Here is a 13,030-nt window from a genome sequence, read left to right as displayed (position 1 = left end):
CGCTCTCGCGCTGTTGTAGAGTGGTGGTCATTGGTTTATGATTCCTATTAAGTTATCGAGGTACGATTGATGATGTCTCTATCTTAGAGAGTTTGTATCGGTTTGTAAAGGGGTTTGACAAAAGTATTTCTTGTTGGGGTGATAAGGTGGGCTTATGTTCGGTTAGTTGGTCGAAGCGATCGATTTGCCGACGATAAACCATAAAGCACCTTTTCTTGTGAGACAGAGAATGCGGTTTCGCGTAGCGAGTGCTTTGCGTTGGCTCTACTTAGGGCTTGCTGAATATCGGCAAAAGCCTTGCCAGAAAAGGGTTCTGGCACTTTTTTAGCCAAAAAAGTGCCAGAAACAAACGTTGAGAAATCGATCCGAGGGACTCAAAACCCTTGCACTTTTATTAGCGATCGCCAGATAAAATTCAGCAACTAAGCGACGAAATTACCATTTTGCCAACTGTGTGGCTCCTAGATTCCCTCTGGGGACTTATTCAGCAAACCCTACTTAGTGTTTTTTGTCCCGTTCGATCTTGCCTGCGATCGCGTCCAGCCTTGCTTTGATTCCGGTCATCCATTGGTTGAACTCGGCCGACTGCCGGTCGATAGCTTCCTTCCGTAGCCTTATCTCTTCGGTTGTTTTTTCGTGGGCTTCTAACCGGATATTTAATTCTGCAATCATCATTGCCTCAAGTATCTATTGGTTTGTTTATTTGTTAGGGAGGAGGCATCTCATTTTTGCAAGTGAGTAATTATACTTGTCGATGAAACTGTCTTCTAGCAAGGCTTTCAAAATAGCTTGACATAAAACTTAATTTAGGAGTTACAAAGGTGAGATGCTCCCGATCGCTTTTAACATATTGCCAAGATAATCGCTGTAACCAACTCTCTTTTAAGCCATCTTCAATATCATATACAGACAGAATGTTACTAGGATTTTGTAAAAGAGAAATTATTCCTTTGGTCACACCGATGAGATTAGTTGTGAATAGCATATAAACTCTCCTAAGTCAGAAAAAAGAGTTAGAATAATCGAAAAAACGATAACCAATAACTGGAAAAAACTACTCCTTATAAGGATCGTACTGAGTCAAGATCCGTTCTAACTTTACTTCGTCAATGCGATTAATTAAGCGTTTAGATTCTTCGACATCGCGGACAGTTTTTGATAAATTAATGGTGGAACCGACGCTAAATAGTAAACCCATGCCTAAATAACCTTTAATCCACGGATCTACTGGTAGATAAATAACTCCTAAAGAAGTGGCAGAAATAGAGACAATAAAAGATAACCAAGTTTGAAAAATCCACGCTTGAGTGTGACTGGGAGCAGTACCGTATTTTTTATCGTTCATGATCGTCTCCTAAATGTTTCTGGAACCATTTTGTCGGTTCTAGAGGTGCAACAACAATGAGCGCTATCTAGTAGGGGGAGGGTTGAGAACTGGGGTGAAGTGGGGTGAAGTGGGGTGAAGTGGAGTGAAGTATAAAGTATAATCGTTGTCAGAATCTAGGAGCAAAAAGATGGAGATTAAACACCTGAAAATTTGGTTTCCTTGGGAAAAACAAGAACAAATGATCGAGTGCTTAGTGGGGAGAGTGGGATTAACCCGGGTGCGTGCCACTTGTTTTCTGCGTCTCTGGATTTATGCGATTGCCAAGGAGGGACAGGTAAAACCCCCTTTATCCCAGTTAATTTTTCCCACCACTGCCATTATCTGTACCCATCGGCAAGCATCGGATTTATTTTATCAGGATCAGGACCAGGGCAGCGATCGCTCTGCCGGTATGATGTTAGATAAATTAGCAGCCCTTGGTTTAATTGAAAAAATTTTTGACGGCAACACAACCAGAATTAAAATCAAGCCAATTACGGGGATTTTAGAGCCTGATAGCTCAGAATCATCTGTAGAATTGCAATTAGATCAATTTAATCCCCGTTGTGATGCGATTCCTGTGGCTAACTTGCTGACACGCAATTATAACTGGATGAATCGCAATGCTGAAGCAATTCCCCATCGCATTTCTCGTCTGTTGCGGGGTTGGGCAAAAGATTACACTACAGGTATGCGAGTTTTGCGTCGGGTAGATAATCTTAATCCCGTCGGTTTTTATCTCCTCTATCCCACCGCAAACGAGTCGGAAGCGAATTTTTTTACCTCTCCTAACAAGAGTTTACATCTAAGTGCGATCAACGAACAGGATCCTTTTAAAATGGCATCCGTGGGAGATGAAAATTGTCTTTCGGTATTTATTCGCAGTTGGATGATCGATACTAATTATTTAGATAAATATCGTTTAATTTTTCTGCAAGATGCCCAAAAAACTCTCCAGAGAATGACCTTAGAGTTTCCTAATATCTGCGATTTACATACTTTGATTATTCATCCCGATTATGAGAAATTAGCCGCCGCCTTGGGATTTCAAAAAACTATTCAGGAATCCCCAAACTCTATTTATTGGATGTATTTAGGACTCGATCGCTTTTTATCCCTAGATATGAGTGTAATTCAATTTTAATCGGGAGTGGGGAGTAGGGGGAAAAATCCATAACTGGGTTTTTGAAATTCGATCGAGAGTTAGTGGTAATATTAAAAGCGGATTTGGTATAACATCTTGTCAATAAGTATTGTTATAATAATGACATCAATCAAGCTATAGTCGCCTATGTCTGAACAATTAATCGCTAATCTTGCTAATGCCTTTAAACCGGTTCCTTTACCTGCCGATAGTCCCTTTTATGTGGATCTAAAAGCAGTGAGAGCGGATGCCGATGTCTGTCAAGATTTGGGCAGAAAAATTATTCGTTCGCTGCCAACAGAGTACACCCATCAACTCTACACAGGACATCGAGGAGGGGGGAAATCCACGGAATTATTGCGGCTGAAAAAATATCTAGAGCAAAAAAATTGTTTTGTTGTTTATTTTGCGGCAGATGAAGACGATATCGATCCAGAAGATGCTCAATATACAGATATTCTCATTGCCTGTACGCGCCATTTATTAGAACAACTAAAACAGGCTAATTCAACCCCATTAAAAAACTGGATAAAATCCCGTTGGCAGGATTTAATTGATTTAGCTTTAACAGAGATTAAAGTGGAAGATGTCAAATTAGAAACGGGAGACTTGATTAAATATTTTGGTAAAATGTCTGCGGCGATTCGGGCAATTCCCAGTCAAAGACAAGAAATAAGAAATAAAATCAATCCTCATACTGTTACGCTGTTAACAGCACTAAATGAGTTTATTGATAATAGCAAAACTGTCTTAGATGATTCAACAAAATTAGTGGTAATTGTTGATAACTTAGATCGCATCGTACCGATAAATCGGCGAGATCATAAAACTAATCATGATGAGATTTTTTTAGATCGAGCTAATCAATTAAAGGGGTTAAATTGTCATTTGATTTATACTATACCTATTTCAATGGCCTATTCTAATCGGGCCAATGATCTACGGGATATTTATGATAATGACCCGATGGTTTTACCGATGATTATGATCCGCAATCTTGATCGTACTATTAATCCTGATGGTATGGCAAAAATTAAGGCTATTATTGAGAAAAGAACGCAGCAATTTTTACCGACGAAAAAGCTAGAAACAGATATTTTTGAAAGTCAAGAAGTTCTGGAGCGATTATGTTTAATGACTGGAGGTCATGTACGAAACCTAATTTTATTAATGCAAACCGCTTTAGATCATGTGGATGCTTTACCTATTACCGCAAAAGCTGCTCAAAGAGCAATAACTCAAGCTAGAGATGTTTATCAGAGAACAGTAGAACACGAGCAGTGGAAAATTCTGGCTAAGGTATATCGTACCAACGAAATTCAAAATGATGAAGCTCATCGTAAATTATTATTCAATCGTTGTATTTTACAATATGCTTATTTTGATGCAGATGCAGAGTTGAAAAGTTGGCATGATGTGCATCCTTTAATTACCAAAATTAAGGAGTTTAATGATGAATTATGAATGATGAATTATGAATGATGAATGGGGAGCGGGAAACAGGGAACAGGTGAGAAAATTAGTGTACCTCATAAATCTGAATACAGCTATATATAATAATGACAAACCCGAAATTAAAACCCTTAACTAACTCTCAGGAGTCGGATTTTGAAGGATTGCGAGAAGAGCAACCCCTAACAGCAGCAGAATCCTATCAATCATTACTGCGATCGCTGAGACGAAAAAATGGCTTTAATTTACTCTTTGTTCGCTGTTCTCCCGTGCAAGCTGATGAGATTATTCGGAGAGTCAGTCAAGATTTACCTAATAAAAATATTCAAGTCCTGCAGCTTGATTCAGAAACCGATAATTTGTATGAGAAAATTGTCGATCTACCAAATTATACCAATCTAAACATTCTTTTTGTGCGCGGTTTAGAAAATGCACTACTGCGCTACGAAGAAGCGGAAAGTGAAGGCTATTTCTTGTCGAGTCAAAGTCCGGTTTATGGGGGAACCTGGGCCGGAGTTCCTAAGATTTTAGGCTATTTAAACCTATCCCGTGAGCGATTTGAGCGGCAATTTCCCTTTACTTTAGTATTCTTATTGCCGGAATTTGCCTTGCGGTATTTTATTCGTCGTGCGTCGGATTTTTTTGATTGGTATTCGGGAGTTTATGAATTTCCGACGGATAAGGACATATTGGAAAGAGAAATTGAAAGACTGGTTTATTTAGACGGCGATCTCGATACCTATCAACAATTCACTCCCCAACAACGACAGGAAAAGTTAGCCGAAATTAAGGCCTATTTAAGCGATTCCCCATCTCTCGATCCTGTTCAAACATCTGAATTGTGGCATAAAAAAGGCTTAATTCATCAAATGGGAAAAGAATACGAACAAGCGATCGCATCTTACGATCGAGCTTTAGAATTTAAACCCGATGACCATGAAGCTTGGTACAACCGAGGGGTTGCGTTAGCTGATTTAGGCAGATTTGCAGAAGCGATCGCCTCTTACGACAAAGCTTTAGAAATTAAACCCGATGACCATGATGCTTGGAACTACCGAGGGGTTGCGTTAGATGATTTAGGCAGATTTGCAGAAGCGATCGCATCTTACGACAAAGCTTTAGAAATTAAACCCGATGACCATGAAGCTTGGTACAACCGAGGGATTGCGTTAGATGATTTAGGCAGATTAGAACAAGCGATCGCATCCTACGATCGAGCTTTAGAAATTAAACCCGATTACCCTGATGCTTGGTACAACCGAGGGGTTGCGTTAGGTAATTTAGGCAGATTAGAAGAAGCGATCGCCTCTTACGACAAAGCTTTAGAAATTAAACCCGATTACCATCAAGCTTGGTACGGCCGAGGGTTTGCGTTAGATGATTTAGGCAGATTTGCAGAAGCGATCGCATCCTACGATCGAGCTTTAGAAATTAAACCCGATTTACATGAAGCTTGGAACAACCGAGGGTTTGCGTTAGATGATTTAGGCAGATTTGCAGAAGCGATCGCATCCTACGATCGAGCTTTAGAAATTAAACCCGATTTACATGAAGCTTGGAACAACCGAGGGGCTGCGTTATTTAATTTAGGCAGGTTTGAAGAAGCGATCGCATCCTTCGATCGAGCTTTAGAAATTAAACCCGATAAGTATGAAGCTTGGAACAACCGAGGGTTTGCGTTAGGTAATTTAGGCAGATTTGAGGAAGCGATCGCATCTTACGATCGAGCTTTAGAAATTAAACCCGATTTACATCAAGCTTGGAACAACCGAGGGAATGCGTTATTTAATTTAGGCAGATTTGAACAAGCGATCGCATCTTGTGATCGAGCTTTAGAAATTAAACCCGATGACCCTTATGCTTGGAACAACCGAGGGAATGCGTTAGGTAATTTAGGCAGATTTGAACAAGCGATCGCATCCTACGATCGAGCTTTAGAATTTAAACCCGATTACCCTGATACTTGGGATAATCGAGGATATGTTTTAACTTGTATGGGACGATATAAAGATGCACTAGAATCTTGTGATCGTGCTATTAAAATTAATCCAAATCATGCTAATGCTTACTACAATAAAGCTTGCTGTTATGGCTTACAAAATAATGTGGAATTAGCTATCGAAAACTTACAACGCGCCATCAATCTTGATGTCGAATATCAGGATATGGCAAAAACAGATAAAGATTTTGAGCAGATTCGGGGAGATGAGCGGTTTCAGAGTTTCCTAAATCGAGTATAATAATATATATTTGTATTTTAGCTAAGGAGATATTCTATGACTAACACCTACACAGCTATCATTCAGCCAGACGGAGATTGGTGGATTGGTTGGATAGAAGAAATTCCGGGAGTTAACTGTCAAGAAGCATCCCGTGATCAGTTATTAGAAACCCTAAAAATTACTCTTAGCGAAGCATTAGAATTGAATAAACAGGAAGCAATTGCCGCTACTAAGGGAAACTACCAAGAAGAGAAAATTGTTGTATGAAACGCAAACAGTTTATCGATCACGTCCTGTAGGGGCGAAGCATTCGGATAGGAAATCTACGGTTTCAGCGATAAGTTATTGCCCGAATGCTTCGCCCGTACTTTTTCAGCAAGTCCTAGCCATTCTTGGTGGTTTAACCCCCAATTAAATAAAAGATCTGCGATTCCAAGACATACCGGAGTGATAATTATCACAATTGGGCAATTCAGCAATGGAAAAAAGTTGCCAAACCTTTATTAACTTGTGAGGCAGTTATCACTGAATCCTGTTTTATTTTGTGAAGTAAATAAATAGAGAAAATTATTCATGTCAAACAAAACTATTGATCTCAATCAAGTACAGTTAACTTTACAAGAACTCCTTGCCTTAATAAAGGTAGATACTGAAATTATTATAACCGAAGGAAACAAGCCTGTAGCTCGTCTAATTCCTTGGGGAGATACTGAAAAAACAACGTCTGAAACTCCTTCTCCTAAGTTACGACAACCAGGACTACACGCTGGAAAAATTGGGACTAGCGAAGATTTTGATGAGCCACTTCCTGAAGAATTTTGGACAGGTGAATCATGAAATTTCTTTTAGATACCCATACATTTATTTGGTGGGATAGCGAACCAGAAAAACTCTCTCAAAGAGCTTTAGAACTGTGTAGAGATCCTAGTAATACGCTATTACTTAGTATTACAAGTATTTGGGAAATGCAAATCAAACTACAACTAGGTAAACTATCACTCAAGATACCTTTAGCAGAAATGATTAATACTCAGCAGGAAACTAACCAAATTGGCCTTTTATCAATTACAGTCAGCCATGTTTTAGCTTTAAATACTTTACCTAACATCCATAAAGATCCATTTGACCGCTTGTTAGTTGCTCAAGCTAATCTTGAAAATGCTAGACTGATTAGCCATGATTCAATATTAGCAAAATATCCTGTTCAGATAGATTGGTAGATAGGGCTTGCTGAATAAATGTTAAATATAGACGAGGTAAGAGTTTTAGGGTTCTGTTTTGCTCTCACAGGTGCAAGATTTTGAGAGAATCGTCGTTCAAAACCTTGCGTCTTCATCGGCCCGCGTCCTGTAGGGGCGAAGCATTCGGACAATAACCTATCGGTGAAACCGTAGATTTTCTATCCGAATGCTTCGCCCGTACTTTTTCAGCAAGTCCTAGCCATTCTTGGTGGTTTAACCCCCAATTAAATAAAAGATCTGCGATTCCAAGACATACGGAAATTAGGGATATTCTCGCTAATAAAATCTGCAAAGATCTCGGAATACCACTAATCAAATAAATCGTTCATCAGTCTTGATGTCAAATATCAGTATCTGGCAAAAACAGATAAAGATTTTGATCAGATTCGGCGAGATGATCGGTTAAGTTAAGTAAATAAAAAAAGAGATAACTATGCTCAATCAATATACTGCTAAATATACAAAAATTCCTTCTGGTTACATGGGACAACTGATAGAATGGCCAGAAGTGATTACCGAAGGAGCAACCTTAGAAGAATGTCGAGAAATGCTCAAAGATGCTCTCTTGGAAATGATTTTAGCCTATCAACAACAAAACCAACCGATTCCTCTAGAAGAATGCTTGTTAGAATCAATTTCTCTAAGTATTTAATACTAAATCTGGTTAACAAAGACTGATTATTTATTCCCCCTTTTGCCTCTTGCATGAGTGACTCTCCTGATATGTAGCCTATACTCAACGGATTTAGTATAATTGACCACCTAAAAATCGAAAATTTCGCTCATTATATCATAAAAATCACCAAAAATACTTAATTTACTTAAGACAACTAAATAATTGTTTAATCGGTAATTCTTGAGGAAATCTAAAATCAGAACCCAACTGGCAAAAAAAGTGAGAGAATAAAAACATAGTTCAGAGAGTAGAGGCTGTCAAGACAAGCTTTCCAGTAGTAAAATCCATAATTCCTGCCGGGTGAAGGCTAATAAATAACTTTCAAAAAAGCAGAATTCAATTTAGTAGAAAAAAATCGCAACAATCTGTCAATCTACTGAAAAAAGAGAGAAAACTTATGTTTTGTGAACAATGCGAACAAACCGCTAGTGGTAATGGTTGTCATCAGTGGGGAGCCTGTGGAAAAAGTCCCGAAGTCAACGCCGTTCAAGACTTATTAGTTTATTGTCTGCGGGGATTAGCATCGGTGGTTTTAAAAGCCAAAGAAGCGGCAATATCTACTCGCGAAGCCGATATTTTTACCTGCGAGTCGCTTTTCGCCACCATGACCAATGTGAACTTCGATCAAAGACGTTTTACCGATTATATTCAGCGTTGTTTAGAGATTCGGGAAAATTTAAAAGCACAATTGGGATCGGTGGACTGGTCTGCACTTGCTAACTATCAGCCTAATTTTAATGAGAGCCTAGTCAGCCAAGGTCAAGAAGTATCCTTAGAACTAATTGAAAAAGTACAGGATCTCGATATTTTTTCCCTAAAGTTAACCGCTATCTACGGAGTTAAAGGTCTGGCTTCCTATACTTTCCACGCTCAGGAATTAGGTCAAGAGGATGACTCAGTTTATCAGGTTATCCAAGAGACTTTAGCGGCAATTGACCGCGGGGATTTAAACCTGAATGATTGGGTGGCAATCTGTCTAAAAGTCGGGGCCGCAAACCTGCGGGCCATGGAATTATTAGATCAAGGTCATACGGAAACCTACGGTCATCCCATACCGACAAATGTTCCCTTAAATCCGCGTCTAGGTAAAGCCATTTTAGTCTCCGGCCATGATATTAAACAATTAGCGGCTTTACTGGCACAAACTGCCAATACTGGGATAACAGTCTATACCCACGGAGAATTATTACCCGCCCACGGTTATCCAAAACTCAAAGAAAAATATCCCCATCTCTACGGTCATTATGGCACCGCCTGGCAAAATCAAACTAAAGAATTTGCTAAGTTTCCGGGGGCAATAGTTTTAACTACTAATTGTCTCATGCCCCCCCACGAAAACTATGAAAGTAAACTCTTTACCCTCGGACCTGTGGGTTATGCCCATATTAACCGCTTAGAAACAGTGGACGGTGCGATCGATTTTAGTCCCGTGATTGCTAAAGCGCAGTCATTGCCCGGATTTACTGAAATAAGCGAACCTCGGCAGGTAATGGTGGGATTTGCCCACAATACCGTTCTCAGTGTCGCTGATACGGTGGTTGATGCCCTTAAACAGGGTAAAATCCGTCACTTCTTCCTAGTTGGGGGCTGCGATGGGGCAAAACCCGATCGCAATTACTACACCGAATTTGTGGAACAAGTCCCCGAAGATTGCATCGTTTTAACCCTTGCCTGTGGAAAATTCCGCTTTTTCGACAAACAATTAGGTAGTATCGAAGGATTACCCCGGCTAATGGACTTGGGACAATGTAACGATGCCTATAGTGCCATCAAAATCGCCCTAGGATTAGCCAACGCTTTTAACGTTAGTGTCAATGAGATTCCCCTCTCCCTAATTATCTCTTGGTACGAACAAAAAGCGATCGCTGTACTGCTCACCCTGCTACATCTAGGTATGCAAAATATCCGTCTGGGACCAACTTTACCGGCATTTATCTCCCCCAACGTCCTCAAATTCCTCTCCGATACCTATCACCTGCAGCCGATTACCACCCCCGCAAAAGACTTAGCCGATTGTCTAGGTTAAAACTTTCTGTAAAAATCCCACCCTTGGCCACAAACCGTGGCCTATGGGAAGGAGAGGGATATTATCCTCAAGGAGAATAATTTTTATGTCCGTAATCACTTTAAGCATTGATGGTAAAGATGTAGCGATCGAAGCAGGTTCGCGAGTTCTCGCAGCCGCTAGTCAGGTAGGAATAAAAATTCCTGCCCTCTGTCATCTCGATGGGGTTTCCGAAGTGGCTGCCTGTCGCTTATGTTTGGTAGAAGTTGAAGGTATTAATAAATTATTACCCGCCTGTGTAACGGAGGTGGCGGAAGGAATGGTGGTCCATACCGATACCCCAAAACTGAAAGAATATCGCCGCATGACGGTGGAATTATTATTCGCTGAAGGTAATCACGTTTGTGCGGTTTGTGTGGCTAATGGTAACTGTGAATTGCAAGATTTAGCCATCGAAGTGGGTATGGATCATAGTCGTTTTCCCTACCGTTTTCCCAAGCGAGAAGTAGATATTTCCCATCCTCTTTTCGGTATCGATCATAATCGTTGTGTTCTCTGTACCCGTTGTGTGCGAGTCTGTGATGAAATTGAAGGGGCGCACGTTTGGGATCTGGCTTATCGCGGCGAAAAAGATAAAATTATTGCGGGAATGGATCAGCCTTGGGGCAGCGTTTCCGCCTGTACTTCCTGCGGCAAATGTGTTGCCGCTTGTCCAACCGGGGCGATATTCCGCAAGGGTTCCGCCGTTTCTGAAAAAGAGGAAGATCGCTCGAAGTTGGAATTTTTAGTTAATGCTAGGACTCAACACCAATGGACGCGTTAGCGAAAAATGGTAGATTCTCAAAACGCTCGTTGGGGACATCTAGGTATTTATGCCAAGTATCTGCGGGCGGAAATGGCTCTGTATGACGAGATTATGGGGATGAATGAAGATATTCGCCTGATTTCCGATTACTGCGGTATTTCTGCTCAGGAAACTCAACGAGCAAAGGACTACGCTTTCGGTAGCGGTGTCAGTCAGCATGAATTTTGGCCTAGTATTGATATGGCAAAGGCGTGGTTGCGGATGGCGCGAGGACAGGGAACGGCGATTGATCGTGTCTTTTTAGAACACGAAATCTTAGAATCGGATTTAGTGATCAATCAGGGTATGAATCAGCCTTCTGCTCACGAAATCGCTCAAGCTCAATATGGTTGGTCTGTCCTACTGCGTCAAGGGAATCAATAATGTTATGAATGATACAAATCTCGAACAGATCTTTCTGCAAGCCTTGGATCGCTGTCTATCCCTGCTGGATTATCAATCTCAACCAACCAATTTAGCTTGGTCCGCGATCGAACTTTTCGCCGAAGTTGGGCGATTTCCCCAGATGCTTCGCCAATTCTGTGATCAACACCGAGAGCGTGTGGCGGCGGCAGATCGGGCGATCGAGGATTACGCCAGTAGTGTGGATAATTGGACAGTCAAGGGGACTATTTTCGGGGCGCAGGATCAATGTAATATCTTGCATTTTTTTCTCAATGTCCACACGAAAAAATTTAAGTTTTTTAGAGGTGAAAATTGGACACCACAGCTAATCTGTGAATTTTTGCAAGAATGGAAGGGGATCGATCTTTTTTCTTTAATTGCAGATAATCAGGAACTTGTCGAGACAGGCAAAAACCCGCCCCTCGGTAAACAGCCGCTTTTCTATTAAGTAGGTAGGTGTTAAAAATTGTCAGATACCTCCCTTATTAAGGGGGATTCCCCCGCCTATCGGCACCCCCCTTATCAAGGGGGGGCAGGGGGGATCGAAGGCAAAATCTATCTTCTATTTAATTAGAACCACTTACTTAGCTAGTAATCACTATTGCCCAAACCTAACAAACAAGGAATTAAAATTATGTCTAAAATTCGCTTTGCTACTGTCTGGTTAGCCGGTTGTTCGGGATGCCATATGTCCTTCCTCGATTTGGATGAATGGCTGTTAGAATTAGCCGAAAAAGTTGACGTGGTGTATAGTCCCGTCGGCTGCGATCTGAAAACCTATCCGGAAAATGTCGATGTCTGTTTAGTGGAAGGAGCGATCGCTAATCAGGATAATTTAGAACTAATTCATCTAGTCCGTCAAAATACCAAAACCGTCGTTTCTTTTGGTGATTGCGCCGTGACTGCTAACGTTCCCGCTATGCGGAATATGTTAGGAACTGCCGATCCCGTGCTAAAAAGGGCTTATTTAGAGTTAGGAGATAACACGCCTCAACTACCAGAAGAACCCGGTATCGTTCCCGAATTATTAGATCAAGTGCTGCCCGTCCATCAAGTCATTCCCATCGACATTTTTATGCCGGGATGTCCCCCCGATGCGGACAGAATTCGCGAGACATTGATTCCGATTTTAAAAGGGGAATTACCGGTGATGGCAGGACGAGAAATGATTAAATTTGGTTAATTGAATCAGAAAGGCAGTTATCAGTTATCAGTTATCAGTTATCAGTTATCAGTTATCAGTTATCAGTTATCAGTTATCAGTTATCAGTTATCAGTTATCAGTTATAAGATTTGAGTTTTAAGTTTTGAGTGAGCAGTATGTATTAAGTGAGCCTGATCAAATGCCAGTTTGCTGCTGTCTTTTCGCTGATTACTGTTTACTGATTATACTAAATCTGCTGAGTATAGGCTACAAATCAGGAGAGGCACTCCTGCAAGTGGAGTGACTCTTAAATTATTACAGATGCGTCAGCGGCTGCGTGTAAGCATCCCACCGAAAAACTAATGCGCTCCGGGGTTTGGGGGCGGCGCCACGCCCCCAACGGGGGGTTTGGGTAGGGTCGTTTCATTCTCGCAAATGTCATTCTCTCAAATCCTTATCTGGCAACGTTTTTAGTCGATTTCTCGGAAATACATAGCTGAAAATTTTTAAAAACGTCGTGCTTTGCTTACC

At 40.9% G+C, this 13,030-nt stretch carries 15 protein-coding genes; 12 read left to right on the top strand and 3 right to left on the bottom strand.

Annotation, left to right across the window (positions count from 1 at the left end):
• Positions 1-498 precede the first annotated feature (498 nt).
• The 3 genes from EWV68_RS08960 to EWV68_RS08950 form a co-directional block, all read right to left on the bottom strand.
• Positions 499-675, bottom strand: a complete 177-nt coding sequence (locus EWV68_RS08960) for a hypothetical protein (protein WP_192845962.1) — start codon at positions 673-675, stop codon at positions 499-501.
• 67 nt (positions 676-742) lie between these two features.
• Positions 743-985, bottom strand: a complete 243-nt coding sequence (locus tag EWV68_RS08955; RefSeq protein ID WP_061430645.1) for a hypothetical protein — start codon at positions 983-985, stop codon at positions 743-745.
• 69 nt (positions 986-1,054) lie between these two features.
• Positions 1,055-1,345 carry a YiaA/YiaB family inner membrane protein gene (locus EWV68_RS08950; protein ID WP_002758035.1) on the bottom strand — a complete coding sequence of 97 codons (291 nt, stop codon included), beginning with the start codon at positions 1,343-1,345 and terminating at the stop codon, positions 1,055-1,057.
• Between the two features lie 169 nt (positions 1,346-1,514).
• On the opposite strand from EWV68_RS08950, the gene EWV68_RS08945 reads away from it, so the two are divergent.
• The 12 genes from EWV68_RS08945 to EWV68_RS08890 all read left to right on the top strand — a co-directional run bounded on the left by EWV68_RS08945 (position 1,515) and on the right by EWV68_RS08890 (position 12,538).
• Positions 1,515-2,510: a hypothetical protein gene (locus tag EWV68_RS08945; protein WP_287169543.1), complete on the top strand. Its 996-nt coding sequence runs from the start codon at positions 1,515-1,517 to the stop codon at positions 2,508-2,510.
• Between the two features lie 147 nt (positions 2,511-2,657).
• Positions 2,658-3,974, top strand: coding sequence for a P-loop NTPase fold protein (locus tag EWV68_RS08940; protein ID WP_287169542.1), 1,317 nt, complete (start codon positions 2,658-2,660; stop codon positions 3,972-3,974).
• A 95-nt stretch (positions 3,975-4,069) separates the two neighbouring features.
• A complete protein-coding gene (locus EWV68_RS08935; protein WP_287169541.1) occupies positions 4,070-6,202 on the top strand; it encodes a tetratricopeptide repeat protein in 2,133 nt (710 codons plus the stop codon).
• 36 nt (positions 6,203-6,238) lie between these two features.
• A complete protein-coding gene (locus tag EWV68_RS08930; RefSeq protein ID WP_002780190.1) occupies positions 6,239-6,451 on the top strand; it encodes a hypothetical protein in 213 nt (70 codons plus the stop codon).
• 306 nt (positions 6,452-6,757) lie between these two features.
• Positions 6,758-7,021, top strand: a complete 264-nt coding sequence (locus tag EWV68_RS08925) for a type II toxin-antitoxin system Phd/YefM family antitoxin (RefSeq protein WP_002796475.1) — start codon at positions 6,758-6,760, stop codon at positions 7,019-7,021.
• Entirely contained in the window at positions 7,018-7,404 is a 387-nt protein-coding gene (locus tag EWV68_RS08920; RefSeq protein WP_002734288.1) for a type II toxin-antitoxin system VapC family toxin, read from the top strand. Before EWV68_RS08925 ends, EWV68_RS08920 begins: the two co-directional genes overlap by 4 nt.
• 454 nt (positions 7,405-7,858) lie before the next feature.
• Positions 7,859-8,077, top strand: a complete 219-nt coding sequence (locus EWV68_RS08915) for a type II toxin-antitoxin system HicB family antitoxin (protein WP_287169539.1) — start codon at positions 7,859-7,861, stop codon at positions 8,075-8,077.
• A 421-nt stretch (positions 8,078-8,498) separates the two neighbouring features.
• Entirely contained in the window at positions 8,499-10,127 is a 1,629-nt protein-coding gene (gene hcp, locus EWV68_RS08910; protein ID WP_287169538.1) for a hydroxylamine reductase, read from the top strand.
• Positions 10,128-10,212: 85 nt separating this feature from the next.
• Positions 10,213-10,929: a bidirectional hydrogenase complex protein HoxU gene (gene hoxU / locus EWV68_RS08905; protein ID WP_287169537.1), complete on the top strand. Its 717-nt coding sequence runs from the start codon at positions 10,213-10,215 to the stop codon at positions 10,927-10,929.
• Positions 10,930-10,935: 6 nt separating this feature from the next.
• Positions 10,936-11,334 (top strand): hypothetical protein, encoded by a 399-nt coding sequence (locus EWV68_RS08900; RefSeq protein ID WP_046660527.1) that lies wholly within the window; start codon positions 10,936-10,938, stop codon positions 11,332-11,334.
• 4 nt (positions 11,335-11,338) lie between these two features.
• Complete coding sequence (locus EWV68_RS08895) at positions 11,339-11,803, top strand: hypothetical protein (protein ID WP_239697985.1); 465 nt, start codon at positions 11,339-11,341, stop codon at positions 11,801-11,803.
• Between the two features lie 186 nt (positions 11,804-11,989).
• Positions 11,990-12,538, top strand: a complete 549-nt coding sequence (locus tag EWV68_RS08890) for an NADH-quinone oxidoreductase subunit B family protein (protein WP_002740992.1) — start codon at positions 11,990-11,992, stop codon at positions 12,536-12,538.
• The last annotated feature ends 492 nt before the right edge of the window (positions 12,539-13,030 follow it).

Source organism: Microcystis sp. M_QC_C_20170808_M9Col (genome assembly GCF_007095495.1).
Lineage (GTDB): Bacteria > Cyanobacteriota > Cyanobacteriia > Cyanobacteriales > Microcystaceae > Microcystis > Microcystis aeruginosa.
This window is presented reverse-complemented; position numbering and strand designations above follow the sequence as displayed.

Bases quoted from the DNA above. Each gene is read 5' to 3' on its own strand.
- EWV68_RS08960 (WP_192845962.1), bottom strand. From the start codon at position 675: ATGATGATTGCAGAATTAAATATCCGGTTAGAAGCCCACGAAAAAACA.
- EWV68_RS08955 (WP_061430645.1), bottom strand. From the start codon at position 985: ATGCTATTCACAACTAATCTCATCGGTGTGACCAAAGGAATAATTTCT.
- EWV68_RS08950 (WP_002758035.1), bottom strand. From the start codon at position 1,345: ATGAACGATAAAAAATACGGTACTGCTCCCAGTCACACTCAAGCGTGG.
- EWV68_RS08945 (WP_287169543.1), top strand. From the start codon at position 1,515: ATGGAGATTAAACACCTGAAAATTTGGTTTCCTTGGGAAAAACAAGAA.
- EWV68_RS08940 (WP_287169542.1), top strand. From the start codon at position 2,658: ATGTCTGAACAATTAATCGCTAATCTTGCTAATGCCTTTAAACCGGTT.
- EWV68_RS08935 (WP_287169541.1), top strand. From the start codon at position 4,070: ATGACAAACCCGAAATTAAAACCCTTAACTAACTCTCAGGAGTCGGAT.
- EWV68_RS08930 (WP_002780190.1), top strand. From the start codon at position 6,239: ATGACTAACACCTACACAGCTATCATTCAGCCAGACGGAGATTGGTGG.
- EWV68_RS08925 (WP_002796475.1), top strand. From the start codon at position 6,758: ATGTCAAACAAAACTATTGATCTCAATCAAGTACAGTTAACTTTACAA.
- EWV68_RS08920 (WP_002734288.1), top strand. From the start codon at position 7,018: ATGAAATTTCTTTTAGATACCCATACATTTATTTGGTGGGATAGCGAA.
- EWV68_RS08915 (WP_287169539.1), top strand. From the start codon at position 7,859: ATGCTCAATCAATATACTGCTAAATATACAAAAATTCCTTCTGGTTAC.
- hcp (WP_287169538.1), top strand. From the start codon at position 8,499: ATGTTTTGTGAACAATGCGAACAAACCGCTAGTGGTAATGGTTGTCAT.
- hoxU (WP_287169537.1), top strand. From the start codon at position 10,213: ATGTCCGTAATCACTTTAAGCATTGATGGTAAAGATGTAGCGATCGAA.
- EWV68_RS08900 (WP_046660527.1), top strand. From the start codon at position 10,936: ATGGTAGATTCTCAAAACGCTCGTTGGGGACATCTAGGTATTTATGCC.
- EWV68_RS08895 (WP_239697985.1), top strand. From the start codon at position 11,339: ATGAATGATACAAATCTCGAACAGATCTTTCTGCAAGCCTTGGATCGC.
- EWV68_RS08890 (WP_002740992.1), top strand. From the start codon at position 11,990: ATGTCTAAAATTCGCTTTGCTACTGTCTGGTTAGCCGGTTGTTCGGGA.